Source organism: Streptomyces cathayae (assembly GCF_029760955.1).
GTDB lineage: Bacteria > Actinomycetota > Actinomycetes > Streptomycetales > Streptomycetaceae > Streptomyces > Streptomyces cathayae.
Window position 1 is genome coordinate 2,131,083 of sequence record NZ_CP121682.1, and the last position, 23,695, is coordinate 2,154,777.

Sequence of the window (23,695 nt, forward strand, 5' to 3'; positions counted from 1 at the left end):
TACTACCGTTGTCCTGCAGGGAGACCATCGAGAGGGGCCGACGTGACCACCACCGCCGACAGCGCCAGCATCGCTGCCCAGGACCGCTCCCAGGACCGGCTCGAGCCGGTGCATGCGATGAGCGAAGCCGCGCATCCTGAGGGACCCAAGCGCTCCTTGCCGGGCCGACCTCCCGGCATCCGGGCGGACAGCTCCGGACTCACCGACCGCCAGCGCCGGGTCATCGAAGTCATCAGGGACTCGGTGCAGCGCCGCGGTTATCCGCCGTCGATGCGCGAGATCGGCCAGGCGGTCGGCCTCTCCAGCACGTCATCCGTGGCGCACCAGCTGATGGCTCTGGAGCGCAAGGGATTCCTGCGCCGCGACCCGCACCGCCCCCGCGCCTACGAGGTGCGCGGCTCCGACCAGGCCGCCTCCGTGCAGCCCGCGGACACCGCGGGCAAGCCGGCCGCTTCGTACGTCCCCCTGGTGGGCCGTATCGCCGCCGGTGGCCCCATCCTCGCCGAGGAGTCGGTCGAGGACGTCTTCCCCCTCCCCCGGCAACTCGTCGGTGACGGCGAGCTGTTCGTCCTGAAGGTGATCGGCGACTCCATGATCGAGGCCGCGATCTGTGACGGCGACTGGGTCACGGTCCGACGCCAGCCCGTCGCCGAGAACGGTGACATCGTGGCGGCGATGCTCGACGGCGAGGCCACCGTCAAGCGCTTCAAGCGCGAGGACGGCCACGTCTGGCTCCTCCCGCACAACGCGGCCTACGAGCCGATCCCGGGCGACGACGCGACCATCCTGGGCAAGGTGGTGGCCGTTCTGCGCCGCGTCTGAGTCCGGTGCGGGGCCGCGGTGCGGCCCCGCCCTCCGACCGGGCCCCGGGACCCCTGCGCCGGTTCCGGGGCCCTGTGCTGTCCGGACTGCCCGGACCGTCCGGCTCCGTGGCCGCGATCCGTGACAGGCCGCCCCGCTGTCACTCCGCCTCCACCGGTACCTCCGCCTCGGTCTCGGCCCGCTTCGCGACCGCGTCGATCGCGGCCAGGGATTTCCTGACCTGATTCCGGTCCGTGGTGCACCAGAAGTCGGGCAGCGAGGCCTTCAGATAACTTCCGTAGCGGGCGGTCGCCAGCCGCTGGTCCAGTACGGCGACCACACCGCGGTCGCCCGTGGCCCGGACGAGACGGCCGGCACCCTGCGCCATGAGCAGCGCCGCATGGGTGGCGGCGACCGCCATGAAACCGTTGCCGCCCGCCTCCTCCACGGCCTTCTGCCGGGCGCTCATCAACGGGTCGTCCGGGCGAGGGAACGGGATCTTGTCCATGACGACCAGCTGGCAACTGGGACCGGGGACATCGACCCCCTGCCAGAGCGACAACGTGCCGAACAGGCAGGTCTTCGGGTCGGCCGCGAAGTTCTTGATCAGTTCGCCGAGCGTCTCCTCGCCCTGGAGGAGGATCGGGAACTCCGGGATCCGGGAGCGCAGTTCCTCCGCGGCGAGCTGGGCGGCCCGCATCGAGGAGAACAGCCCCAGAGTCCGGCCGCCCGCCGCCTGGATCAGCTCGGTGAGCTCGTCCAGCATGTCCGCGCGGTCGCCGTCACGGGCCGGGCGCGCCAGATGCTTGGCGACGTAGAGGATGCCCTGCCTGGGGTAGTCGAACGGCGAGCCGACGTCGACGCCCTTCCACTGCGGCAGGTCGTCTCCTTCGGCGCCCTCGGGGCCGAGCCCCAGGGAGGCTCCCACGCCGTTGAAGTCGCCGCCCAGTTTCAGGGTCGCGGACGTCAGGACCACGGAGCGGTCGGTGAAGAGCTTCTCGCGCAGCAGACCGGAGACGGACATGGGGGCGACGCGCAACGAGGCTCCGCTGTGCCGGTACGCGGCTCCGCCGCGGGGCTCGTGGCGCTCGTACCAGACGACGTCCCATTCGGAGCCGTTGGCGATCCGCTCCGCCACGTCATGCACGCTCTCCACCGAGGCCAGCGCCTGTTTGCGGACCGCGTCCTCGTCCTGGACGGACTTGTCGCGGGTGTTCCCGATGGCGGAGATGACGGTCCGGCAGGCGTCGCGCAGCGCCATCAGCGCGTATCCGAGGTCCTCCGGGATCTCCTCGAGCCGGCCGGGGAGGGCCAGCTCCATCAGGCGTTCGAAGCCCTCGGCCGCGGTCTGCAACTGGTCGGCGGCCTTCTCGTCGACGAGTTTCGCGGCACGGCGCACCGCCCGGTTGACCTGGCCGGGGGTGAGTTCCCCCGTGGCGACCCCGGTGACCCGGGAGACCAGCTCATGGGCCTCGTCGACGATCAGCACCTCGTGCTGCGGCAGCACCGGAGCGCCCTCGATCGCGTCGATCGCGAGGAGCGCGTGGTTGGTGACGACGACCTCGGCCAGTTTGGCCCGCTCACGGGCCGTCTCCGCGAAGCACTCCGCGCCGTAGGCGCACTTCGTGGCGCCCAGGCACTCCCGGGACGACACCGACACCTGGGACCAGGCCCGGTCGGAGACGCCCGGCGTGAGGTTGTCCCGGTCGCCGGTCTCCGTCTCGTCCGCCCAGTCACGCAGGCGCAGCAGGTCCTGGCCCAGCTTGCTGGTGGGGGCGGCCGCCTCGAACTGGTCGAAGAGGCCCTCCTCCTCGTCCTGCGGTACTCCTTCGTGGAGACGGTGCAGACACAGGTAGTTGGACCGGCCCTTGAGCATCGCGAACTCCGGGCGGCGGCGCAGCAGCGGATGCAACGCCTCCACCGCGCGCGGAAGGTCGCGCTCCACGAGCTGGCGCTGCAGGGCCAGCGTCGCCGTCGCCACGACGACTCGCTCCCCCTGGGCGAGCGCGGGCACCAGATAGCCGAGCGACTTTCCGGTGCCGGTGCCGGCCTGGACCAGCAGATGAGAGGCGCCGTCGATCGCTTCGGCGACGGCTTCGGCCATGGTCACCTGGCCGGGGCGCTCCGTGCCGCCGACGGCGGTGACGGCGGCCTGCAGGAGTTCGGGGAGTGAGGGCTTCGTCATAGCGCGACCACCCTACGGCCCGGCACCGACAATCATGCCCTCCGTGACCACCGGAGAGGTGCCGACGCCGGGCCGGGCGGAGCGATCCCACCGCGAAGTCCGGGTAACCCGGCGGTCGTTGCTCATCGCACGGGGGACGGCAGACCGTGCCCGGTAAGACGTCACAGTGGTGGGTCCCGAAGACCGGCCAGGTCAGAATGCTCGTAGCGAAACCGTTGCCGTTCCGTCGGCCGCCCCTCACGGCGAGCGCATAGTCTGTGGTGCCGTTCCCGGTGGTCGTGTGTTCGCTCCGTACTCCGCTCGAGTCCAGGATGTGAGCACGGCCGAAGCACCACGTTCGTCCTCAGCAGGGGGAGTCAGATCATGCGATCCATACGGCCGTCGTCCACCATTCGCCGAAACGGGAGGGCGCGCCGCGGAACCTCCCCCGTACTGACCGCCGTCGCGCTCGCCTCGGTGCTCGCGCTCACGGCGACCGCCTGCGGTGCGGGCGACGACACCGCGGGCGGCGACGCCTCCGCGACCGCCGCGGCCGGCGACGGCAAGATCACGATCCCGGACGACATCAAGGACCGGCTCAAGGAGCACGGGATCGATGTCGACAAGTGGCGTGACGGCGAGTGGAAGAACTGGGACCAGGACGACTGGCTGCGTGAGGCCAACGACTACATCAACCCGATCATCGAGGACCTGTGGGACCCGGACCGCATGCGGGAGGCGGAGGAGCCGGAGCAGGAGGTCGACGAGAGCGACATCTCCGGTGACCAGGGGGTGACCGACCCGACGCCGGAGCCGGTGCAGGCGCAGGCCGTGCCGCCTTCCTACCACGCCAACGCCCCCACGGCCGGCAAGGTGTTCTTCGACTCCCCGGAGGGCACCATGGTGTGCTCCGCCACCGTGGTGCAGGACCCCGCCAACCCGGGCAAGTCCAACATGGTGTGGACGGCCGGCCACTGTGTGCACGCCGGCAAGAAGGGCGGCTGGTACCGCAACATCGCCTTCGTGCCGTCGTACAACGACGCGGGCAAGCCGACGGCGGAACTCGAGGGCGCCGCCAAGGAGGAGGTCGCTCCGTACGGTGTCTGGTGGGGGGACTGGGCGCAGACCTCCGACCAGTGGATCGAGCAGGGCGGTCCGACCGGTGGCGACGGCGCCTCGTACGACTTCGCGGTCATCCATGTGACGCCGGAGAAGGGCGGTGACGGCAAGTCGCTGGAGGAGACGGTCGGTTCGGCGCTGCCGGTGGACTTCGACGCTCCGGCGGTGCCCGACACGGAGAGCGTGACCGCGATCGGTTACCCGGCCGGAACCCCGTACGACGGCCAGAAGCTGTTCCGTTGCGAGGACCGGCCGGGCCGGCTCTCGCTCCACACGTCCGAGCCGACGATGTACCGGATCGGGTGCAGCATGACGGCCGGTTCGTCCGGTGGCGGCTGGGTCGCGGCGGGCTCGGACGGCCGGCCCGCTCTGGTGTCCAACACCTCCATCGGCCCGGTGACCTCGGGCTGGCTGGCCGGTCCCCGGCTGGGCGACGATGCCAAGGGCGTCTACGACGCGGTCAGCGACAAGTTCGCCGGACAGTGACCGACGGGCCCGTTCCCGGGTGCGCGGCGCATCCGGGAACGGGCATCGGTCCGATCGACGGCATCTGGCTCGCGGGCCCGCGGTCGGGCCGGGACGCCGAGTCGCTGTGCCGGAACCCGGGCAGGAGCCACGGCGGCCGGTGACCACCCACGCCGACGGCCCGCCCCCTGCCGGAGCAGGGGGCGGGCCGTCGGCGTCACACTGCGGGTGGCCGGCTCAGTGGGCGGCCGACGTGAGCAGGTACGGCGTGAGTTCCGCCGCCAGTTCCTCGTGCACCCGCACCTTGAGCAGGGTGCCCTCCGGGGTGTGCTCCTCGGAGATCACCTCCCCCTCGTCATGGGCGCGGGCGACCAGCTTGCCCTGGGTGTACGGCACGAGTGCCTCGATCTCCACCGCCGGGCGGGGCAGCTCGTCGTCGATGAAGGTGAGCAGTTCCTCGATGCCCTGACCGGTGCGGGCCGAGACCGCGATGGAGTGCTTCTCCGTCCGCAGCAGCCGCTGGAGCGTCAGCGGGTCGGCCGCGTCGGCCTTGTTGATCACGACGATCTCGGGTACGTCGGTGGCGCCGACATCCCTGATCACCTCGCGCACGGCAGCCAGCTGCTCCTCCGGGGCGGGATGCGAACCGTCCACCACGTGCAGGATCAGGTCGGCGTCGCCGACCTCCTCCATGGTGGAGCGGAACGCCTCGACCAGATGGTGCGGCAGATGGCGGACGAACCCGACGGTGTCGGCCAGCGTGTACAGCCGTCCGCTCGGCGTCTCGGCCCGGCGCACGGTCGGGTCGAGGGTCGCGAACAGGGCGTTCTCGACCAGTACGCCCGCGCCCGTGAGGCGGTTGAGCAGGGAGGACTTGCCCGCGTTGGTGTAGCCCGCGATGGCGACGGACGGCACCTTGTTGCGCCGGCGTTCCTGGCGCTTGATGTCGCGGCCGGTCTTCATCTCCGCGATCTCCCGGCGCATCTTCGCCATCTTCTCGCGGATCCGGCGCCGGTCGGTCTCGATCTTGGTCTCGCCGGGGCCACGGGTGGCGAGCCCGCCGCCCGTGCCGCCGCCCATCTGCCGGGACAGCGACTGACCCCAGCCGCGCAGCCTCGGCAGCATGTACTGCATCTGCGCGAGCGCGACCTGCGCCTTGCCCTCTCGGGACTGGGCGTGCTGGGCGAAGATGTCCAGGATCAGGGCCGTGCGGTCGACGACCTTGACCTTGACGACGTCCTCGAGGTGGATCAGCTGGCCGGGGCTCAGCTCACCGTCGCAGACGACCGTGTCGGCGCCCGTCTCGAGGACGATGTCACGCAGCTCCCCGGCCTTGCCGGAGCCGATGTAGGTCGCCGCGTCGGGCTTGTCCCGGCGCTGGATCATGCCGTCGAGCACGAGGGCGCCCGCCGTCTCCGCCAGGGCCGCGAGCTCCGCGAGGGAGTTCTCGGCGTCCTGCGCGGTTCCCGATGTCCACACGCCGACGAGCACGACCCGCTCCAGACGGAGCTGTCGGTACTCGACCTCGGTGACGTCCTCGAGCTCGGTGGAGAGGCCTGCGACGCGGCGCAGGGACGCGCGCTCGGAGCGGTCGAACTGGTCGCCGTCCCGCTCTCCGTCGTTCTCGGGGCTCCAGGCGACGTCCTCTTCCATCAGGGCATCGGCCCGGAGGCCCTCGGGGTAGGTCTGCGCGAGGCGCTTGGTGTCCTGGGAGGGGGAAGAAGAGGAGGTCATTGGGTCCTTACGTCGATGGGATGTCGCGGGTGGCGGCGGAACGCGGCCGTCACCCCTCACAACGCACGAGCCTGCCGGGAGATTCCCGTCACCCGTGCCGCGGCGACCTGACGATGGTGACACGGCACGGGGCGTCTCGTCATCGTGTTTGTTCCCGGCTCCCACCCGGTCGATGCGCCATCGGCGCGAGGAGTTCCGTGGACCGGGAGCCGGGCTCGGTCGTGGACTTCCAGTCCGGGTGGCCGGGCATCGGCGGGGTCCTGGAGTCGTAGAGCCAGGGCTCCAGGAATTCCGTCAGGTCCCGTCCCGCGACGTCGGAGGCGAGCCGGACGAAGTCGGCGGTGGTGGCCGTGCCGTTCCGGTGGTGGGTCACCCAGAGACGTTGCAGGCGTTCGAAGGCGGTGCGGCCGATCTCCTCGCGCAGGGCGTACAGCACGAGCGCGGCTCCGGCGTAGACGTTCGGCCTGAAGATGCTGATCTTCTGGCCGGGTTCCGGGGCCTTGGGGGCGGCGGGGGGCCCGCCCTGCGCGCGCCAGCGGTCGGATTCCTCGTAGGCGGCCTTCATCCGGGCGTCGAGGGACGGGCCGGACCTCTCCTGCGCGTACAGCGCCTCGTACCAGGTGGCGTGGCCCTCGCCGAGCCACAGGTCGGACCAGGTGCGAGGGCTGACGCTGTTGCCGAACCACTGGTGGGCGAGCTCGTGCATCATGATCGACTCGACGTACCACGCGGGGGCGCCCGGCTCGGTGAACAAGTCCCTCTCGAAGAGGGACAGCGTCTGGGTCTCGAGTGCGAAGCCGGTGGAGGCGTCGGCCATGAGCAGGCCGTACGTCTCGAAGGGGTAGCGGCCGACCCTGGCCTCCATCCAGGCGATCTGGTCGGGAGTCCTCGCCAGCCACGGTTCGAGCCCCTCGCGGTGCTTCGTGGGCACGACGTCGCGCAGCGGCAGCCCCTGCGGACCGGTGCGGTGCAGGACCGTGGAGCGGCCGATGGACACCTGGGCGAGTTCGGTGGCCATGGGGTGCAGGGTGCGGTACGTCCAGGTGGTCGCTCCGCGTGTGCGGTCCACACCGGCCGGCCGGCCGTTGGCGACGGCCGTGTGCCCCTCGGGGGTGGTGATGCGGAAGGTGAACATCGCCTTGTCGGACGGGTGGTCGTTGCATGGGAACACCAGGTGCGCGGCGTCGGCCTGGTTGGCCATGGCGAGGCCGTCCGCGGTGCGCACCCAGCCGCCGTCACGGCCCTCGGCCGGCGCCGGATCGCTGGTGTGCCGCACGGTGACGCGGGTCCGTTCGCCCGCGTCCAGGCCGCCCTCGGGCGTGATCACGAGGTCCTCCCCGGCGGTGGTGAAGGCGGCCGGGGCCCCGTCGACCTCGACCGACCGGACCGTGCCGTGGGCGAAGTCGAGGTTGATCCGGTCCAGGTCCGCGGTCAGCCGGGCGACGATCGTCGTGGTGGCCTGGAGCGCCTTGTCGTTGGTCCCGGGATAGCTGAGGGCCAGGTCGTACGACGCCACGTCGTACCCGGGGTTGCCCAGATGCAGGAAGAGGCGGTCGCCGATGCCCAGCGGCGTGGCCGGGGCACTCGCGGCGAGGAGGCAGACGGAGACGGCCGACGCGAGCAGCGCGGCGGACGTCCGCCGTCGACGGCCCCGGGGCACCAGCGCTCGGGCGGACGGACCGGGGACGGACGGCCGGCCGGAAGCCGGACGGTCGGAGGCCGGGACAGGAGCGGCCGGGACGGAAGCGGCCGGGACGGGAGCGGTCGGGACGTGGGGAGCGGTCGGCATGGCCCACGGCTACCAGCGCGCACGGGCGCCCCGGCGACGGCGCGCTCCCGGCCCACCCGATCGAGTGGACCTGCGGAAGGGCGTTCGGACGGTGGGGCCGCCGCGCGGCGGGCGCTCACGGCCGGGCGGTGCTCCGCCCGCGCGTGTGCCGTCAGGTGCCCTGGGTCTGCGGCTTGGCCCGGCTCACGTCGTACACACCGGCCACGTTGCGCATCGCGCGCATGAGGGCGGGCAGGTGCGCGGCGTCGGGCAGCTGCACGGTGTACGTGTGCCGCACCTGCTGATGGGTCGGGGGCTCGACGGTCGCGGAGACGATCTCGGCGCCTTCGAGAGCCATGGCCTCGGTGAGGTCCGCGAGCAGGTGAGGCCGGACGAACGACTCGGCGACGAGCGTGACCCGGCATTCGGCTCCCTCCCCCCAGTGCACGCCGACCTCCGCGCGCCCCGCGTTCTTCATCCGCGTCACCGCGGCGCACTCGACCCGGTGCACGGTGACCGCTCCCCCGCGCACGGCGAAGCCGGTCACCCCGTCGGGCGGTACGGGCGTACAGCAGCCGGCCAGCCGAACGGTCGCGCCGGGCCGGTCGGCCAGGACCTGGGCGCCGGTGGAGGGGCCGGGCGCCGCCCCGGGTGCCTGGGCGGCGGGCTCGTCGGCGGGGCGGGGGGCCCACCGGGCCTCCTCGGGCCGGGCGTCCTCGGGACGGACGGCCGGCGGGTCGCTCCGCTCGGGGTGGGCGGTCAGCCAGCGCTGGATGGCGATCCGCGCGGCGGGCGTGTGGGCGTGATCCAGCCACTGTCTGGAGGGCTCGGAGGCGGGGTCCTGTCCCATCAGGAGCTGGACGGTGTCCCCGTCCCTCAGGGTGGTGCTCAGCGTCGCCAGGCGACCGTTGACGCGGGCGCCGATGCACGCGTGCGCGTCCTCCCCGTACTGCGCGTACGCGGCGTCCACGCAGGTCGCCCCGTCGGGCAGGCCGATCGTGCCGCCGTCGGGGCGGAACACGGTGATCTCGCGGTCCTGGGCGAGGTCCTCGCGCAGGGTCGACCAGAAGGTGTCGGGGTCGGGTGCGCCGCGCTGCCACTCCAGGAGCCGGGAGAGCCAGCCGGGCCGGGTCGGGTCGACGCGCTCGCCGTCGCTCGCGGACTGCTCCTCGGCCGGGACGGCGTACGGGTTGCCCAGGGCGACGACACCGGCCTCGGCGACCTTGTGCATCTGGTGGGTCCGGATGAGGACTTCGACGACCTGGCCGTCGTCCCGGGCGACCGCGGTGTGCAGCGACTGGTACAGGTTGAACTTGGGGACGGCGATGAAGTCCTTGAACTCCGAGACGACCGGCGTCAGGCAGGTGTGCAGTTCACCCAGGACCCCGTAGCAGTCGGCGTCCTCGTTCACCAGCACCAGCAGACGGCCGAAGTCGGCGCCGCGCATCCGGCCGCGTTTGCGGGACACCCGGTGCACGGAGACGAAGTGGCGGGGGCGGATGCGGACCTCGGCGGGGATGTCCGCCTCGCGCAGCACCGTGCGCACCTCGTCGGCGACCTCGGCGAGCGGGTCGTCCGGGCGGGAGGCGTTGCGGAGGATCAACTCGCGGGTGTGCTCGTTCTCCTCGGGGTGCAGGATCGCGAAGACCAGGTCCTCGAGTTCCGTCTTGAGCGCCTGGACCCCGAGCCGCTCGGCGAGGGGGATGAGCACGTCCCGGGTCACCTTGGCGATGCGCTCCTGTTTCGCGGGGCGCATGACGCCGAGGGTGCGCATGTTGTGCAGCCGGTCGGCGAGTTTGATCGACATCACGCGGACGTCGTTGCCGGTGGCGACGAGCATCTTGCGGAAGGTCTCGGGTTCGGCCGCGGCGCCGTAGTCGACCTTCTCGAGTTTGGTGACGCCGTCGACGATGTAGCTCACCTCCGCACCGAACTGCTCCCGGACCTGATCGAGCGTCACTTCCGTGTCCTCGACGGTGTCGTGGAGCAGGGATGCCGTCAAGGTCGTCGTCTCGGCGCCGAGTTCGGCGAGGATCAGGGTCACGGCGAGCGGGTGGGTGATGTACGGCTCGCCGCTCTTGCGCATCTGGCCGCGGTGCGAGGACTCGGCCAGGAGATAGGCCCGGCGCAGGGGGTCGAGAGCGGCGTCGGGATGGTGGGCGCGATGGGCGTCGACCACATGGCCGATGGCGTCGGGGAGCCGGTCGCGGGAGGCGGGGCCGAGCAGCGCGGCACGGCCCAGTCGGCGCAGGTCGAGCCGGGGGCGGGCCTTCCTGCGGGTCCCTGTGGGCGCGACATGACCCGATGTCGCAGGACCTGGGGTCGCAGGATTCGCGGCCTCCGCGTTCATGGGCACCTCCGGCTGCGTCGACCGGCGGACGGGCGTGTCCCAGGGCGGACTCGGGCTCAGGGGACGGCGTTCGTCCCCCGTCCGGGCCGGTGCTTGATGCTACCGACCCCGACACGTGCGACCGACCGCCTCCCGCCGAGCGTGAAACGGATCACCCCATCGAGCGAAGCCCCGCACTACGGCGGTTTCACGCCACGGGACCGGCGGTGCGCCGTGCTCTCGAAGCCGAAACCCGCCCCGCACCCCGCGGATGCCGGTCTCCCGCCCCCGCGCGTCTGGGATACCGAGCCGGCCCGGACTTCAGCGGGGCAGGTTCTCCAGCCACTGCTCCTCGATCACTCCCTCGGCGACGATCACCGCGGGTCCGGTCATCTCGATCTCGCCGTCGGGCCGTTCGGTGATCACCAGGGTGCCGCCGGGCACCTCCACGGTGTACGTCACCGGGGTTCCGGTGACGCTCGGGTCGACGCCGTCCCGGCGGGCGGTGGCCACCGCGACCGCGCAGGCACCCGTGCCGCACGAGCGGGTCTCACCGGCCCCGCGCTCATGGACGCGCAGCGCCACGTGCCGCGGGCCCCGGTCGGCCACGAACTCGACGTTGACGCCGTCCGGGTAGGCCGAGGCGGGACTGAAGGAGGGTGCGGTGAACAGGTCACCGGCGTGCGCGAGGTCGTCCACGAAGACCACGGCGTGCGGGTTGCCCATGTTCACGTTCCGCGCCGGCCGGCTGCGCCCGTCGACGCTCACGGTGACCTCGCCGTCGGGGAGCAGCGCCCGGCCCATGCCGACGGTGATGTCACCCGCGGCGGAGCCGCCGTCGGACCCGGTCTTGGCGATGTGCACCGTCTTCACGCCCCCGCGCGTGGCGACCGCGACGTCCCCTTCGGCCACATGCCCCGCCCGCTGGAGGTAGCGCGCGAACACCCGCACTCCGTTGCCGCACATCTCGGCGATCGAACCGTCGCCGTTGCGGTAGTCCATGAACCACTCGGCCTCGGCGGCCAGGTGCCGTGCCTCGGGATGCGCCGCGGACCGCACCACGTGCAGCAGTCCGTCGCCACCGATGCCCGCGCGGCGGTCGCACAGGGCCGCGACGGCGGCGGGGGGCAGGTCGATGGCGTTCTCGGGGTCCGGGACGATCACGAAGTCGTTCTCGGTACCGTGCCCCTTGAGGAAGGCGATCCGCGTGCTCATCCCTCGATCGTACGGGGTGGCCACGACGGCGCGTCCCCGCCGCGGCCCCGCGCGGGCGTCAGCGGAGGCGGGCCACTCGCCAGACGGCCAGTGCCACCACCGCGGCGACCATCACGGCGTAGGCGGTCACGACCCGCCAGTCGGGTCTGCGTCCGGCGCCCCGGGCCGGCAGTCCCGGCCAGGTGTGGCCCACCCTGCGGGCGGCCATCATGCCCCAGCCGGCCGCGCAGGAGCAGATCAGCAGGCCCAGCATCGCGATCACCGCGCCGCTGTCGCCGAAGTCGAAGGCGAGCGGGAACGCGAACATCAACGAGCCGAGCGCGGCCAGGCCGACGATGGGCGCGAGCTGCCAGAGGCGCAGCCGCCGCTGCGGGCGCAGCTCGACCTCGACCTCGTCGCCGCCCGCGAACATCTCGTCCGGCTCGGGGCCGTCGTCGGTCACTCCGCCCTGCGTCTCGTCCGGCCCGTCGGGGCTGAGACGGTCGGGGTCGAGACGCTCGGGTTCCTGCTCCGGTGCACCCCGCTCGGTGGTGAGGTGTTCGGTGCCGTGTGCGGTGTCGCGAGGGCCGGCCTCCATCGCCACGCGCCCTCCCAACTTGGACTCCACTTGGTCGATCGAAGCTCGATGATGGCACGGTGTCAGAGGCCCGGATGACGGCCTGGGCGTCCCGATGCCATGACGTGATCAGGCTGTAACCGGTCGTTCGACCAATGACAGCGCGAGCTGCGGAAGTTCCCTGAGGTCCGCCGCGGCCCCACTCAACCAGTGCACCCGCGGATCGCGCCTGAACCATGAATCCTGACGGCGCGCGAAGCGCTTCGTGGCACGCACGGTCTCCGACCGCGCCTCCTCCAGGGTGCACTCCCCGGCGAGCGCCGCGAGGACCTGCTGGTAGCCGAGCGCGCGCGAGGCCGTACGCCCCTCACGCAACCCCTGCGCCTCCAGTGCGCGCACCTCGTCCACCAGACCCGCCTCCCACATCCGGTCGACCCGCCCGGCGATGCGCTCGTCGAGTTCGGGGCGGGCCACATCGACGCCGATCTGAAAGGTGTCGTAGACCGAGTCGTGGCCGGGAAGGTTGGCGGTGAAGGGCAGGCCGGTGATCTCGATCACTTCGAGCGCCCGGACGATACGGCGGCCGTTGCTCGGCAGGATGGCCCGCGCGGCCTCGGGGTCCGCGGCGGCGAGACGGGCGTGCAGCGCGCCGGAGCCACGCAGGGTGAGTTCCTCCTCCAGGCGCGATCTGACGTCGGGGTCGGTGCCCGGGAACTCGAGGTGGTCGACGGCCCCGCGGACGTAGAGGCCGGACCCCCCGACCAGGACGGGCCAGCGCCCGTCGGCGAGCAGGGCGTCGATCCGCTCCCGGGCCAGACGCTGGTACTCGGCGACGGACGCGGTGACGGTCACGTCCCAGATGTCCAGGAGGTGGTGCGGGACGCCCCCGCGCTCCTCGGGCGTCAGCTTGGCGGTGCCGATGTCCATCCCCCGGTAGAGCTGCATGGAGTCGGCGTTGACCACCTCACCTCCGAGTTGCCGGGCCAGGAACACGCCCAGATCGGACTTTCCTGCTGCGGTGGGACCGACGACGGCGATGACCCGGGGGCCGGAGGATGCGCTGCTCACCGGTCCAGTCTCGCAAACGCCGCAGCCGGGCGGGACAGCCTCCACCCGAGTACCGTATGGAGTGGATATGGGCGTTTTCGCGCATGGACCGCACCGCGAGGGAAGGTGGACCATGGGTCTCCGGGACAGCATGAAGGCCAAGCTGGGGCCTGCCAAGGACAAGGTCTCGCACCTCGCGCAACAGCACGAGGGCAAGATCCAGCACGGGCTGGACAAGGCCGCGAAGACCGTCGACAAGCGGACCAAGGGCAAGTACAGCGACAGGATCCAGACGAGCACGGGCAAGGCCAAGCACGCCATGGACCGGCTCGCCCACAAGAACGACCCGGGTCCGGACACGGGTGGCACCACGCCGCCGGCCGGGCCGCCGCCCACTTCCTGAGCGCGGTACGGCAGCGGACGGCCGGGAGTGCCAGGCGCACCTGACGCGCCTGGCACTCCCGGCCGTCCGCTGTTTCAGGCCGTTCGTTGTTTCAGGGTCCAGGGGTCCTGGGATTCAGGCGTTCAGGACCTCAGGCCGGCGTCGCACCCGGTCGGCGGCTACGACCAGGTGGCCACGATGTAGCCCACCCCGTACGGGGCGTCCTCGTACAGCAGGCGGCCCTCCAGGGCGGTGCCCTCGGCCGCGCCCGCGAGGACCTGCCAGGGCGCCCGGCCGGACACCATGAGGTCGCGCGCCAGGCCGCTGTCCAGTGCCCGCAGGGCCGCCGTGTCGACCGCTCCCAGTGCCCGTGCGGCCTCCGCGTCGAAGGGCGCCGCCCGCTCGTCGAGGTAGCCGGGGGCCTTGAGCGTGCGGCAGGCACTGGCGTCGCCCATCACCAGCAGCGCCACCCGCTCCGCACCGGCGGCGATGTCCCTTCCCTCCTGGACGCACCGCTCGGCCGCGAGCGGCTCCCCCACACCGAGCCCCTCGACCGGGACGTCCGCCCAGCCGGCCCGCTCCAGCAGCCAGGCACCCACCGCGAGCCCGGGGGGAAGTTCCCGTCCGGCCGCCGTGCCCCGGTCCGCGCCGAGCCGTACGCCGAGATCGACCCCGAAGCCGCGGAAGGACCCCGTGCTGCCCTCCGGGTGGTGCTCGGGCCCCGCGTCGCCCGGCAGCGGACCGACGACCACGAGCCGGTCGGGACGGGCGGCGGCGAGCACACCGACCGCGACCGTGCACGCGGCCCGCGCGGCGTCCAGCTCGTGGGCGGCGCCCACGGCGACCTCGGACACGAGGAGCGGCGGGCAGGGGCAGACTGCGGCGGCGACCATCATGATCGGCAGCGTAGCCCGGGCGGGCCGCCCGCGAGCCCCCGGCCGGTCGCCGTCAGTCGCTGCCCGTCGCCGTCAGTCGCAGCCGCAGCCGCTCGCCGCGACCGGCTGGGGTTCGGGCGCACCGATCTTCGGCAGGCCCAGCATCACGCCCGCCGGCCGGGCCGCCTTCTCCGCGTTCCGCTTCTCCCAGGCGTCACCGGCGCGCGTGCGGCGCACGTCCAGGGTGGGGCCCTCGGCGAGAAGGTGGTGGGGGGCCGCGTACGTGATCTCGACGGTCACGACGTCGCCGGGGCGGACCTCCTGCTCCGGCTTGGTGAAGTGCACCAGACGGCTGTCCCGGGCGCGGCCGGACAGGCGGTGGGTGGTGTCGTCCTTGCGGCCCTCCCCTTCGGCCACCATCAGTTCCAGGGTCCGGCCGACCTGCTTCTTGTTCTCCTCCCAGGAGATCTCCTCCTGGAGGGCGACGAGCCGCTCGTAGCGCTCCTGGACGACCTTCTTGGGGATCTGGCCGTCCATCTCGGCGGCCGGGGTGCCCGGCCGCTTGGAGTACTGGAAGGTGAAGGCCTGCGCGAAGCGGGCCTCGCGCACCACCTGCAGGGTCTGCTCGAAGTCCTCCTCGGTCTCCCCGGGGAAGCCCACGATGATGTCGGTGCTGATCGCCGCGTGCGGGATGGCGGCGCGGACCTTCTCGATGATGCCGAGGTAGCGCTCCTGCCGGTACGAACGGCGCATCGCCTTCAGCACCGTGTCCGAGCCGGACTGGAGCGGCATGTGGAGCTGCGGCATCACATTGGGCGTCTCGGCCATGGCGGCGATGACGTCGTCGGTGAAGTCGCGCGGGTGCGGAGAGGTGAAGCGGACGCGCTCCAGGCCGTCGATGCCCCCGCAGGCCCGCAGCAGCTTGCTGAACGCCTCCCGGTCGCCGATGTCGGAGCCGTACGCGTTGACGTTCTGGCCGAGCAGGGTGATCTCCGAGACGCCCTCCGCGACCAGGGCCTCGACCTCGGCGAGGATGTCGCCGGGACGCCGGTCCTTCTCCTTGCCGCGCAGCGCCGGGACGATGCAGAAGGTGCAGGTGTTGTTGCAGCCGACGGAGATGGACACCCAGGCCGCGTAGGCGCTCTCGCGGCGGGTCGGCAGCGTGGACGGGAAGGCCTCCAGCGACTCGGCGATCTCGACCTGCGCCTCCTCCTGGACGCGGGCGCGCTCCAGGAGGACCGGCAGCTTGCCGATGTTGTGCGTGCCGAAGACGACGTCCACCCAGGGGGCCCGCTTCACGATGGTGTCGCGGTCCTTCTGCGCGAGGCAGCCGCCGACCGCGATCTGCATGCCGGGGCGCTGCGCCTTCTTCGGGGCGAGGTGGCCGAGGTTGCCGTAGAGCTTGTTGTCGGCGTTCTCCCGCACGGCGCAGGTGTTGAAGACGATTACGTCAGCGTCGCCGTCGGCGCCCTCGGGGGCGCGGACGTAGCCCGCGTCCTCCAGCAGCCCGGACAATCGCTCGGAGTCGTGGACGTTCATCTGGCACCCGTAGGTGCGGACTTCGTAGGTGCGCGTGCCGCCCACTGACTGGCTCCGGTCGATGCTGCTCATGCCCTACAGGGTATGCGCTCGCCACGACACGCCGGGACGGCGGAGCCGGGCCCCGTCCGGGCCCCGGCTCAGGCCTCCGCGGCCGGCGTCCATCCCTGCCGGCGCAGCACCCGGGACACGTCCGGGGCCTCGTAGTGGTCCCCCTTGAGGACCTTGCCGTCGAAGCGGCGGCTGATCCGGCCGTCGGGGCCGCGCTTGGTCATGTTGGAACGGTGGATCTCGGCGATCACCGCGTCGAGGTCGATGCCGTGGACGAGTGCCGTGCCGTAGGCGACGTAGACGACATCGGCCAGTTCGTGCGCGAGCCGGTCGAGCGGGCCGTGCACCGCCACCTCCGCGACCTCGGCGGCCTCCTCGGCGAGCAGTTCGCCGCGGTGGGCGGCGAGTTCCGGGGAGACCTCGGTCGGTGTCCCGCGCGCCTCCAGCCCGAAGGCGCGGTGGAACTCACGGACCAGATCGGCGGGCGAAGCGCTCATGCCGTGACTTTAGCGGCCGCCCCCGACAGTCCCGGCGGTCCCGGCTGCGTCGTCCGGTCCGTCGCGCTGCCCGCCTTCTCGCCGGGTATGTGCGCTCTGCCCTGGTCAGCGGGGCGTACGGGCTGGCAGGATCGCGCCCATGTCCAACGCGCTGTCCCGTATCGGCAGGCGCCGGGTCCTGCGGGGCGCGGTCGCCGGCTTCGTGGCGCTCGGACTGCTGCTGTGGTGGCTGGCCCCCTGGAGCGAGGAGCCGCCCCGTGGGACGGTCACCCTGAGTACGGGGACACGCGCGGGGGTGTACCAGAAATACGGTGAGCTGCTGCGCACCTCGCTCAGCAGGAACATGCCGGACCTCGAGGTGCGGCTGCTGACGAGCGACGGGTCGCAGGAGAACGTGCGCCGGGTGGCGACCGGAGAGGCCGACTTCGCGATCACGGCGGCCGACGCGGTGGAGGCGTACAGGCTGAGCGACCGGCACGGTGCCGACCGGCTGCGCGGAGTCGCCCGTCTCTACGACGACTACGTGCAGCTCGTGGTCCCGCCCGGTTCCGACATCCGTTCCGTCGCCGATCTGCGGGGGAAGAGGGTCGCCATCGGGCCGCCCAAGTCGGGCGTGCGGCTCATCGCGAACCAGGTGCTCAGGGCGGCGGGCATCGATCCGGAGCAGGACATCAGACCCTCCGCGGACGGTATAGACACCGGCCCTGGACGGCTCGGGCGAGGGCTGGACGCGTTCTTCTGGTCGGGCGGGCTGCCCACGGACGGCCTGCAGACGCTGTCCGAGGACTCCGGTCTGCGGTTCGTGCCGATCACGGCCGACCTGGTCGCCCAGCTCCATCGGCAGAGCGGTGCCACGCGCCACTACCGGGCCACCAACATGCCGGAGTCGGCCTACACCGGCAGCCAGCACGATGCGCCCGTCCCGACGATGGCCGTGTCCAATCTGCTGATCACACGGGCGGACACGGACCCGCGGCTCACCGAATGGCTGACCCGGATCGTGCTCAAGAGCCGGGACCGCATCGGGAAACGCGTCCACTCCGCCCAGTTGGTCGACGTGCGCACCGCCATCTACACCGATCCGCTCCGGCTGCACGACGGCGCACGCCGGTACTACCGGTCCGTCAAGCCCTGACCGGTGGTCGCCCCCGCAGGGGCGCTCCGCGGCACCGTCACCGTCACCGTCAGCCCGTGCGGCTCGTGGCGGTCGTACGCGATCGAGCCGCCGCCCGCCGTGAGCAGGGCCCGGGCGATGGACAGGCCGAGGCCCGAGCCCTTGACGTTCTGGTGCCGTCCGCTGCGCCAGAAGCGGTCCCCGACGCGGGTCAGCTCCTCACCGTTCAGTCCGGGACCGTGGTCGGTGACGACGACGGTGGAGGTGTCACCGTTGGAGGAGACGGCCACCTCGACGTTCTCGCCCTCCGGCGTGAACTTCACCGCGTTGTCGATGACCGCGTCCAGCGCGCTGGACAGGGCGACCGGGTCGGCCCACGCCGTGGTCGGCGGGCAGTCCCCGGCCAGCAGGACCCCCTTGGCCGCGGCGGTGGGCGACCACGCCGCCACCCGCTCGGCGGCCAGGGCACCGATGTCGGTGACCTGGAGCTGGGCCTCACTGTGCTCAGCCAGCGCCAGGTCGAGCAGGTCGTCCAGGACGTGCGCCAGCCGCCTGCCCTCGGCCTGGACCGAGGCGATCTCCTCGTTGCCCTCGGGCAGCTCCAGGGCGAGGAGTTCGATGCGCAGCAGCAGCGCCGAGAGCGGGTTGCGCAACTGGTGCGAGGCGTCGGCGACGAAGGCGCGCTGCTGTTCCAGCACGCCCTCGACGTTGTCCGCCATCTCGTTGAACGACCGGGCGAGCCGCCGGAGTTCCGGCGGTCCGCCGGCCACCGCGACCCTGGACTTCAGCCGCCCGGTGGCGATGTCGTGGGTGGTGGCGTCCAGGACCCGTACGGGCTTGAGCACCCAGCCGGTCAGCCGCAGGGCCGCGCCGACGGCCAGCAGCATCGCCGCCCCCTCACCCACGGCGATGACCAGCCAGCCCTGGAGGATGCGTGAGCGCATCTGCCCGGTGGGAGAGTCGGTGACGACGACCGCGACGACGTCGCCGTCCCGGATGACCGGTGAGGCCACCACCAGTCTGCGCCGCTCCCAGGGCCACACCTGCTCGGGGTCATGGCTGCGGCGGCTGAGCAGCGCCTCCCGGAAGGCGTCGCGCACCTCGCCCGTCCGGGGCAGGAACCAGTCGTCCGGCGCGTGCGCCATCGGGACGCCGTTGCGGTAGAAGACACCGGCCCGGATGCCGTACACCTCGTGGTAGCTGCGGAGCTCGCTGCTGAGAGTCTCCCGGCGCTCGTCGATGTCGCCGGTCACGGGGTCGACCGGCTCGGTGACGAACTGGGCGAGGGCCGCGAAGCGCGCCGTGTCGTCGATCCGGTCGACGACGACCTGTTGCTGCTGCGCGCCCGCCAGACTGACGGCGAGCGGAACCCCGAGCGCGAGCAGTACGGCCGCCATCAGGACGATGAGCAGCGGCAGCAGACGTGTGTGCACCCGGCCACGCTATGCCGCGGGCTCGACGAGCCGGTAGCCGACTCCGCGTACCGTCTCGATGAGGGCCGGCAGGCGCAACTTGGCGCGCAGGGAGGCGACATGCACTTCCAGAGTGCGCCCCGTCCCCTCCCAGCTGGTGCGCCACACCTCGCTGATGATCTGCTCGCGGCGGAAGACGACCCCGGGTCGCTGGGCGAGCAGGGCCAGCAGATCGAACTCCTTGCGGGTCAGCTGGACGACCGAACCGTTCACGCTGACCCGCCGGGTCGGCAGCTCGATGTGCACGGGGCCGAGACGCAGCTCGGCCTCGCCGGCGGCGCCGGCGTCCTCCTGGACGGTGCGCCGGCTGACGGCGTGGATCCGGGCGAGCAGTTCGCCCGTGTCGTACGGCTTGACCACGTAGTCGTCGGCGCCGAGGTTGAGTCCGTGGATGCGGGAGCGCACGTCGGCGCGGGCGGTGACCATGATCACCGGAGTGCCGGTGCGTTTGCGGATCTTGCCGCAGACCTCGTAGCCGTCCTGGTCGGGCAGGCCCAGGTCGAGGAGGACGACGCCGAAGCCGTCGGGCTCGGGGACGAGCGCCTGGAGTGCTTCCTCGCCGCTGCGCGCGTGGGTGACGTCGAACCCGTGCCTCGCCAGGATCGCCGACAGGGCGGCGGCGACGTGGTTGTCGTCCTCGACGAGCAGCAGTCTCATCCGGTCCCCCTTCGGTTCATCGGCCGTACGGTCTGCCTGTGTACAAAACCGTCTGTGCACGAAAACGTCTGAGCACGAAAACGTGTGTGCACGCGCGCACCTTGCAGTGACGCCGATGAACGAGGACGGCGTCAAGAGGGTTCCGGTTGCGCTTCGGTACCGTTACCCGGCCGAGATGAGCCCTGCTCACAAGTGCTACGACATGTATCCGATTGCTACCGGATCGTGATGCTCAGATTCCCCTCAGATGTGATGACGTGGATCTGAGGGATCACTACTGTCCTGCCAAACCGAGGAGGACGGAGCCCGAGAGCGATGACCGAAGTATCGGCGGCCAAGGAAGATGTGGTCGCGACCGACGAGCTGGTCGTCCTGAAGAGCGTCAACAAGCACTTCGGCGCGTTGCACGTACTCCAGGACATCGACCTGACGGTCGCCCGCGGCGAAGTCGTCGTGGTCATCGGGCCCTCCGGGTCCGGAAAGTCCACCCTGTGCCGCACCATCAACCGCCTGGAGACGATCGACACCGGTTCGATCACGATCGACGGGAAGGCCCTGCCCCACGAGGGCAAGGAGCTGGCGCGGCTGCGGGCCGACGTGGGCATGGTCTTCCAGTCCTTCAACCTCTTCGCGCACAAGACGGTGCTCGAGAACGTGACGCTGGGCCAGGTCAAGGTGCGCAAGAAGGACAAGAAGCAGGCCGAGGAGCGGGCCCGTACCCTGCTCGACCGGGTCGGCGTGGGCGCGCAGGCCGAGAAGTACCCCGCGCAGCTCTCCGGCGGCCAGCAGCAGCGTGTCGCCATCGCGCGGGCTCTGGCGATGGAGCCCAAGGTCATGCTCTTCGACGAGCCGACGTCGGCTCTCGACCCGGAGATGATCAACGAGGTTCTGGAGGTCATGCAGCAGCTCGCCCGCGACGGCATGACCATGATCGTCGTGACCCACGAGATGGGATTCGCCCGGTCCGCCGCCAACCGTGTGGTGTTCATGGCGGACGGCCGCATCGTCGAAGCCGCTTCGCCGGACCAGTTCTTCAGCAATCCGCGCAGCGACCGTGCCAAGGACTTCCTGTCGAAGATCCTGCACCACTGACGGCGCCCTCGCGCCCTGACGACTTGCGTCACCGGATGAACCGGTCCGCATCACTTCACCAGTCAAAAGGAAGTGCACCATGAAGCTTCGCAAGGCCACCGCCGCCTCGGCCGCCGTGTTCGCCCTCGCCCTGACCGCCACCGCCTGCGGGGGCGGCGGTGACAAGGACAGCGATTCGTCCTCCTCCGGGGGCGGCGGCGACAAGATCAAGATCGGCATCAAGTACGACCAGCCCGGCCTCGGCCAGAAGACCCCGCAGGGCTACGCGGGCTTCGACGTGGACGTCGCCACGTACGTCGCCAAGAAGCTCGGCTACGACGAGAAGCAGATCGAGTGGAAGGAGTCGAAGAGCGCCGACCGCGAGACCATGCTGCAGCGTGGTGACGTCGAGTTCATCGCCGCCACCTACTCGATCACCCCGGAACGCGAGGAGAAGGTCGACTTCGCCGGCCCGTACCTGCTCGCCCACCAGGACGTGCTGATCCGCGCCGACGACGACAAGATCAAGTCGCCGGAGGACCTGAACAGCGCGAAGCTGTGCTCGGTCACCGGCTCCACCTCGGCGCAGAACGTCAAGGACAAGCTGGCGCCCAAGGCCCAGCTGCAGCCGTACCCGACGTACTCGGCCTGCCTGCCCGGCCTCCAGAACGGTGCCGTCGACGCGCTGACCACCGACGACTCGATCCTCGCCGGTTACGCCGCCCAGGATCAGTTCAAGGGCAAGTTCAAGCTGGCCGGCTTCAAGATGACCAACGAGAACTACGGCATCGGCGTCAAGAAGGGCAGCGACCTCAAGGCCAAGATCAACGACGCGCTCGAGGCCATGGTCGCCGACGGCTCCTGGGAGAAGGCCGTGGACGCGAACTTCGGTCCCGCCAACTACAACAACGAGCCCGCGCCGAAGATCGGCGACATCAAGAGCTGAGGCCTCGCCTGACAGAGCGCGCCGTCCCGAAGTGCGGGGCGGCGCGCCGGGGCGGCACACCTACACGCGGAAGCGCGGGAGATCGTGTTCGACTTTCTTGAAGATTACGACCTGCTGGGGGCCTTCTGGACGACGGTGCAGCTCGCTGTGCTCTCCGCCGTCGGCTCCCTGGTCTGGGGCACCCTGCTGGCCGCCATGCGCGTCGGCCCGGTGCCGCTGATGCGCGGTTTCGGGACCGCGTACGTGAACATCGTGCGGAACATCCCGCTGACCGTCATCATCCTGTTCACGTCGCTGGGTCTGAGCCAGACGCTGGGCATCAATCTCGGCGCGGACGACTTCGAGACGATCAACTTCCGGCTCGCCGTCCTCGGCCTGATCCTCTACACCTCGGCTTTCGTGTGCGAGGCGTTGCGCTCCGGCATCAACACGGTGCCGGTCGGCCAGGCCGAAGCCGCCCGCGCGCTCGGCCTCAGCTTCAACCAGGTCCTGGGCCAGGTGGTGCTGCCGCAGGCGTTCCGCTCGTCCGTCGGCCCGCTGGCGAACGTGCTCATCGCGCTCATCAAGAACACCACGGTGGCCGCCGCCATCGGTGTTGCCGAGGCGGCCCTGCTGATGAAGGAGATGATCGAGAACGAGGCGCAGCTGCTGCTGATCTCCGCGGTCATCGCCGTCGGTTTCGTGATTCTGACGCTGCCGACCGGCCTGTTCTTCGGCTGGGTGGGCAAGAAGGTGGCGGTGAAGCGATGAGTTCCATCCTGTACGACGCCCAGGGACCTCGCGCCAAGCGGCGGAACATCGTTTTCACGGTGGTCTTCCTGGCTGCCTTCGCCGCCCTGCTGTGGTGGGTGCTCAGCACCCTCAACGACAAGGGCCAGCTGGAATGGTTCCTGTGGAAGCCGTTCTTCACCAGCGGCGAACCGTGGTCCACGTACATCTGGCCGGGTCTGCAGAACACTCTGAAGGCCGCCGCGCTGTCGGTGATCATCGCGCTGCCGCTCGGTGCCCTCTTCGGCATCGCCCGGCTGTCGGACCATGCCTGGATCCGCGTCCCGGCCGGGATCGTGGTCGAGTTCTTCCGGGCCATCCCCGTCCTGGTCCTGATGATCTTCGGTCTCGCCCTGTTCGCCGAGTACACCAGCGTCAGCTCCGACGACCGTCCGCTGTACGCGGTCGTCACGGGTCTGGTGCTGTACAACGCCTCCGTCCTCGCGGAGATCGTGCGCGCCGGCATCCTGTCCCTGCCCAAGGGCCAGGCCGAGGGAGCGATGGCGATCGGCCTGCGCAAGAACCAGGCGATGCGGCTGGTCCTGCTGCCGCAGGCGGTCACCGCGATGCTCCCGGCCATCGTCAGCCAGCTCGTCGTCATCGTGAAGGACACCGCCCTCGGCGGCGCCGTCCTCACCTTCCCCGAGCTGCTCGCCGCGGCCAACACGATGAGCGGCTACTACGGCGCCAACGTCATCGCCAGCCTCACGGTGGTGTCCGTGCTCTTCATCGCGCTCAACTTCGCCCTCACCTCCTTCGCCTCCTGGCTCGAGGCACGGCTGCGCCGCAGCAAGCGCAGCACGGGCGCGGTTCTCGGCGCCGACGACGTCGACGACCTCAACGCAGGCGAGGTCGGTGGCGCGCAGAAGACCGGCACGGGCGGCACCGCCTGACGCACACCCTGCTGTACCGACATGGCTGTGGCCCGCCCTTCCGGCGGGCCACAGCCATGTCGGAGTGCGGGACGGCACCGTCGGCGCGCGAAAATCATCCCGGTACGGGCCGGGCCTGTGTGACGAGCAGTCAAGTGGTGTGGCGGAACCGGACCGGTTTCATGATCGCCGCTCGCGCCCGTCACTTGACGCAAGCACCGGCAGTAGGTTGCATACGTTCTGTGATCGCGCA

20 protein-coding genes are annotated in these 23,695 nt (G+C 71.2%); 8 read left to right on the forward strand and 12 right to left on the reverse strand.

Features of this window, described 5'->3' with window-relative positions:
* Nucleotides 1–42: 42 nt before the first annotated feature.
* Entirely contained in the window at nt 43–822 is a 780-nt protein-coding gene (gene lexA / locus PYS65_RS09605; RefSeq protein WP_279333436.1) for a transcriptional repressor LexA, read from the forward strand.
* 139 nt (nt 823–961) lie between these two features.
* Here the strand turns inward: lexA and PYS65_RS09610 are convergent, their stop codons facing one another.
* On the reverse strand, nt 962–2,986 hold the full coding sequence (locus tag PYS65_RS09610; protein WP_279333437.1) for an ATP-dependent DNA helicase: 2,025 nt from the start codon (nt 2,984–2,986) through the stop codon (nt 962–964).
* Nucleotides 2,987–3,349: 363 nt separating this feature from the next.
* Here PYS65_RS09610 and PYS65_RS09615 point away from each other — a divergent pair, with 363 nt between their 5' ends.
* A complete protein-coding gene (locus tag PYS65_RS09615) occupies nt 3,350–4,570 on the forward strand; it encodes a trypsin-like serine peptidase (RefSeq protein ID WP_279333438.1) in 1,221 nt (406 codons plus the stop codon).
* Between the two features lie 216 nt (nt 4,571–4,786).
* Here the strand turns inward: PYS65_RS09615 and hflX are convergent, their stop codons facing one another.
* From hflX to miaA, 6 genes are all read right to left on the reverse strand, one after another.
* Complete coding sequence (hflX, locus tag PYS65_RS09620) at nt 4,787–6,283, reverse strand: GTPase HflX (protein WP_279333439.1); 1,497 nt, start codon at nt 6,281–6,283, stop codon at nt 4,787–4,789.
* A 139-nt stretch (nt 6,284–6,422) separates the two neighbouring features.
* Complete coding sequence (locus PYS65_RS09625) at nt 6,423–8,072, reverse strand: M1 family metallopeptidase (protein WP_279333440.1); 1,650 nt, start codon at nt 8,070–8,072, stop codon at nt 6,423–6,425.
* Nucleotides 8,073–8,223: 151 nt separating this feature from the next.
* A complete protein-coding gene (locus PYS65_RS09630) occupies nt 8,224–10,401 on the reverse strand; it encodes a RelA/SpoT family protein (RefSeq protein WP_279333441.1) in 2,178 nt (725 codons plus the stop codon).
* Nucleotides 10,402–10,701: 300 nt separating this feature from the next.
* Nucleotides 10,702–11,595 (reverse strand): diaminopimelate epimerase, encoded by an 894-nt coding sequence (gene dapF, locus PYS65_RS09635; RefSeq protein ID WP_279333442.1) that lies wholly within the window; start codon nt 11,593–11,595, stop codon nt 10,702–10,704.
* Between the two features lie 58 nt (nt 11,596–11,653).
* A complete protein-coding gene (locus tag PYS65_RS09640; protein ID WP_279337903.1) occupies nt 11,654–12,172 on the reverse strand; it encodes a hypothetical protein in 519 nt (172 codons plus the stop codon).
* Between the two features lie 108 nt (nt 12,173–12,280).
* Complete coding sequence (gene miaA, locus PYS65_RS09645; protein ID WP_279333443.1) at nt 12,281–13,219, reverse strand: tRNA (adenosine(37)-N6)-dimethylallyltransferase MiaA; 939 nt, start codon at nt 13,217–13,219, stop codon at nt 12,281–12,283.
* Nucleotides 13,220–13,331: 112 nt separating this feature from the next.
* On the opposite strand from miaA, the gene PYS65_RS09650 reads away from it, so the two are divergent.
* Complete coding sequence (locus tag PYS65_RS09650) at nt 13,332–13,601, forward strand: antitoxin (protein WP_279333444.1); 270 nt, start codon at nt 13,332–13,334, stop codon at nt 13,599–13,601.
* 158 nt (nt 13,602–13,759) lie between these two features.
* Here the strand turns inward: PYS65_RS09650 and PYS65_RS09655 are convergent, their stop codons facing one another.
* From PYS65_RS09655 to PYS65_RS09665, 3 genes are all read right to left on the reverse strand, one after another.
* Nucleotides 13,760–14,476, reverse strand: coding sequence for a class III extradiol dioxygenase subunit B-like domain-containing protein (locus PYS65_RS09655; RefSeq protein WP_279333445.1), 717 nt, complete (start codon nt 14,474–14,476; stop codon nt 13,760–13,762).
* Between the two features lie 72 nt (nt 14,477–14,548).
* The gene (gene miaB / locus PYS65_RS09660; protein WP_279333446.1) at nt 14,549–16,066 is read right to left on the reverse strand and encodes a tRNA (N6-isopentenyl adenosine(37)-C2)-methylthiotransferase MiaB; all 1,518 of its coding nucleotides are present in this window, start codon (nt 16,064–16,066) and stop codon (nt 14,549–14,551) included.
* 68 nt (nt 16,067–16,134) lie between these two features.
* Complete coding sequence (locus PYS65_RS09665; protein WP_279333447.1) at nt 16,135–16,542, reverse strand: pyrophosphohydrolase domain-containing protein; 408 nt, start codon at nt 16,540–16,542, stop codon at nt 16,135–16,137.
* Nucleotides 16,543–16,681: 139 nt separating this feature from the next.
* On the opposite strand from PYS65_RS09665, the gene PYS65_RS09670 reads away from it, so the two are divergent.
* The gene (locus tag PYS65_RS09670) at nt 16,682–17,677 is read left to right on the forward strand and encodes a TAXI family TRAP transporter solute-binding subunit (RefSeq protein ID WP_279333448.1); all 996 of its coding nucleotides are present in this window, start codon (nt 16,682–16,684) and stop codon (nt 17,675–17,677) included.
* On the opposite strand, the gene PYS65_RS09675 is transcribed toward PYS65_RS09670, so the two are convergent.
* Nucleotides 17,656–19,089 carry a sensor histidine kinase gene (locus PYS65_RS09675; RefSeq protein ID WP_279333449.1) on the reverse strand — a complete coding sequence of 478 codons (1,434 nt, stop codon included), beginning with the start codon at nt 19,087–19,089 and terminating at the stop codon, nt 17,656–17,658. The two genes, PYS65_RS09670 and PYS65_RS09675, sit on opposite strands and share 22 nt — an antisense overlap.
* 9 nt (nt 19,090–19,098) lie before the next feature.
* Nucleotides 19,099–19,785 (reverse strand): response regulator transcription factor, encoded by a 687-nt coding sequence (locus PYS65_RS09680; protein WP_279333450.1) that lies wholly within the window; start codon nt 19,783–19,785, stop codon nt 19,099–19,101.
* Between the two features lie 315 nt (nt 19,786–20,100).
* Between PYS65_RS09680 and PYS65_RS09685 the strand changes: the two genes are divergently transcribed.
* The 4 genes from PYS65_RS09685 (at nt 20,101) to PYS65_RS09700 (ending at nt 23,463) form a co-directional block, all read left to right on the forward strand.
* Entirely contained in the window at nt 20,101–20,877 is a 777-nt protein-coding gene (locus PYS65_RS09685) for an amino acid ABC transporter ATP-binding protein (protein WP_279333451.1), read from the forward strand.
* A 79-nt stretch (nt 20,878–20,956) separates the two neighbouring features.
* Nucleotides 20,957–21,802, forward strand: coding sequence for a glutamate ABC transporter substrate-binding protein (locus PYS65_RS09690; protein WP_279333452.1), 846 nt, complete (start codon nt 20,957–20,959; stop codon nt 21,800–21,802).
* An 84-nt stretch (nt 21,803–21,886) separates the two neighbouring features.
* On the forward strand, nt 21,887–22,552 hold the full coding sequence (locus PYS65_RS09695; RefSeq protein WP_279333453.1) for an amino acid ABC transporter permease: 666 nt from the start codon (nt 21,887–21,889) through the stop codon (nt 22,550–22,552).
* Complete coding sequence (locus PYS65_RS09700) at nt 22,549–23,463, forward strand: amino acid ABC transporter permease (RefSeq protein ID WP_279333454.1); 915 nt, start codon at nt 22,549–22,551, stop codon at nt 23,461–23,463. Before PYS65_RS09695 ends, PYS65_RS09700 begins: the two co-directional genes overlap by 4 nt.
* Nucleotides 23,464–23,695: the final 232 nt, after the last annotated feature.